1 protein-coding gene is annotated in these 2,512 nt (G+C 72.7%); it reads left to right on the forward strand.

The genetic code is table 11. The features are described from left to right. Positions 1 to 2,512, forward strand: a 2,512-nt coding sequence (locus M878_RS77695) for an Rne/Rng family ribonuclease (RefSeq protein ID WP_023550763.1), incomplete at both ends; no start/stop codon positions are given.

Consider the following 2,512-nt stretch of genomic DNA (forward strand, 5'->3'; position numbering starts at 1 on the left):
CAGACCCCGGAGCGCGCCGCCGCCGAGGCCGCCGCGGAGGCCGCCGAGACGGAGGAGCCCGAGGGGCCCGAGGAGTACGCGGAGGAGCGCGCCGAGACCGGTTCGCGCCGCCGCCGTCGCCGTAAGGGTGCCGCCGCCGAGGAGGCGCGCGCCGTCGAGGCCGCCTCCGAGGAGGAGCAGGAGTCCGCCGAGACGGCCGAGGACCTCGCCGAGGGCGAGGAGGCCGAGGAGACGGAAGGCGCCGAGGGCTTCGAGGAGGCCGGAGCGCGCCGCCGTCGCCGTCGTGGCGGCCGGCGCCGCCGTCGCGGTGACGTCGCCGAGGGCGAGGGCGCGGAGGCCGAGGAACTGGCCGCCGAGCAGGCCGAGCAGGACGCCGAGGACACCGCCGAGCAGGAGGAGGAGGACGCCGAGGAGGCCCGCGACGAGGTCGGCGGTTCCACCTCCAGCAGCCGGCGCCGTCGGCGCCGTCGTCGCCGTGCCGGTGACACGTCCGTGGACACCGAGCCCGGCGACGGCGACCCCGAGCGCACGGTCGTCAAGGTCCGCGAGCCGCGCAAGCCGAGCGAGCCGTCCGACGAGGTGCAGTCCATCAAGGGCTCGACCCGGCTGGAGGCCAAGAAGCAGCGCCGCCGGGAAGGCCGTGAGCAGGGCCGGCGCCGCGTTCCGATCATCACCGAGGCCGAGTTCCTGGCCCGTCGCGAGGCCGTCGAGCGGGTGATGGTCGTGCGCCAGTACGGCGAGCGCACCCAGATCGGCGTGCTCGAGGACGGCGTGCTCGTCGAGCACTACGTCAACAAGGAGCAGTCGACGTCGTACGTCGGCAATGTCTACCTGGGCAAGGTGCAGAACGTGCTGCCGTCGATGGAGGCCGCCTTCATCGACATCGGCAAGGGCCGCAACGCCGTCCTGTACGCCGGTGAGGTCAACTTCGAGGCGCTGGGCATGGCCAACGGCCCGCGCCGCATCGAGTCCGCGCTGAAGTCCGGCCAGTCCGTCCTCGTCCAGGTGACGAAGGACCCGATCGGGCACAAGGGCGCCCGGCTGACCAGCCAGGTCTCCCTCCCGGGCCGCTACCTCGTGTACGTCCCCGAGGGCTCGATGACCGGCATCAGCCGCAAGTTGCCCGACACCGAGCGGGCCCGGCTGAAGACCATCCTCAAGAAGATCGTCCCCGAGGACGCGGGCGTCATCGTGCGCACCGCCGCCGAGGGCGCGAGCGAGGAGGAGCTGCGCCGGGACGTCGAGCGGTTGCAGGCGCAGTGGGAGGACATCCAGAAGAAGTCCAAGAACGGCAACGCCCCGACGCTGCTGTACGGCGAGCCGGACATGACCGTCCGGGTCGTGCGGGACATCTTCAACGAGGACTTCTCCAAGGTCATCGTCAGCGGTGACGAAGCCTGGGACACCGTCCACGGGTATGTCTCGCACGTCGCGCCGGACCTCGCCGAGCGGCTGTCCAAGTGGACCTCCGAGGTCGACGTCTTCGCCACGTACCGGATCGACGAGCAGCTCGCCAAGGCGCTGGACCGCAAGGTCTGGCTGCCGAGCGGTGGTTCGCTGGTGATCGACAAGACCGAGGCGATGGTCGTGATCGATGTGAACACCGGCAAGTTCACCGGCCAGGGCGGCAACCTCGAAGAGACCGTGACCAGGAACAACCTGGAGGCGGCAGAGGAGATCGTGCGCCAGCTGCGGCTGCGCGACCTGGGCGGCATCGTCGTCATCGACTTCATCGACATGGTCCTGGAGTCCAACCGCGACCTGGTGCTGCGCCGCCTGCTGGAGTGCCTGGGCCGCGACCGCACGAAGCACCAGGTGGCCGAGGTGACCTCGCTGGGCCTGGTGCAGATGACCCGCAAGCGGGTGGGCCAGGGTCTGCTGGAGTCCTTCTCCGAGACCTGCGTCCACTGCAACGGCCGCGGTGTCATCGTGCACATGGAGCAGCCGACAGCCGTCGGCGGCGGTGGCGGCAAGCGCAAGAAGCGGGGCCGGGGCGGTGAGGTGCACGAGCATGTGCACGAGACCGCTGCCGTGGCCGTGGAGACGGGTGAGGCCGTCGAGCCGGAGGCGGAGACCGCGGCCGAGGTGGCCGCCGAGGTCGCCGTGCCGGCCGCCCTCCCCGCGCCCGAGTTCGCGCCGGACGAGGAGCTGTACAGCAGCGTCGCCGAGGCGGAGGCGGCGGCCACCCGTGGCCGTACCCGCCGTCGGGCGAGCCGCAGGGCCTCGGCTCCGGCGGGCGCGCCGAGGGCGGAGAAGGCTCCCAAGGCGGAGAAGGCCGAGAGGGCGGACAAGGCCGCAGTCGAGGCTGTCGCCGTGGCCGAGCAGGCCGCCGTGGCGGCGAAGGAAGAGGCGGTCGTGGCGCCGGTCGTCCCGGCGGCCGCCGCCGGGGAAGCGGTCGCCCAGGTGGCCGTCGCCGACCAGGCGGCTGCGGCGCCGCAGGCCGAGGCCGTCGAGGAGGCCGCGCCCAAGGGCCGTACGCGCCGTCGTGCGACCCGGAAGGTGTCGGCGCCGG

The sequence above is a fragment of the Streptomyces roseochromogenus subsp. oscitans DS 12.976 genome (assembly GCF_000497445.1).
Classification (GTDB): domain Bacteria; phylum Actinomycetota; class Actinomycetes; order Streptomycetales; family Streptomycetaceae; genus Streptomyces; species Streptomyces oscitans.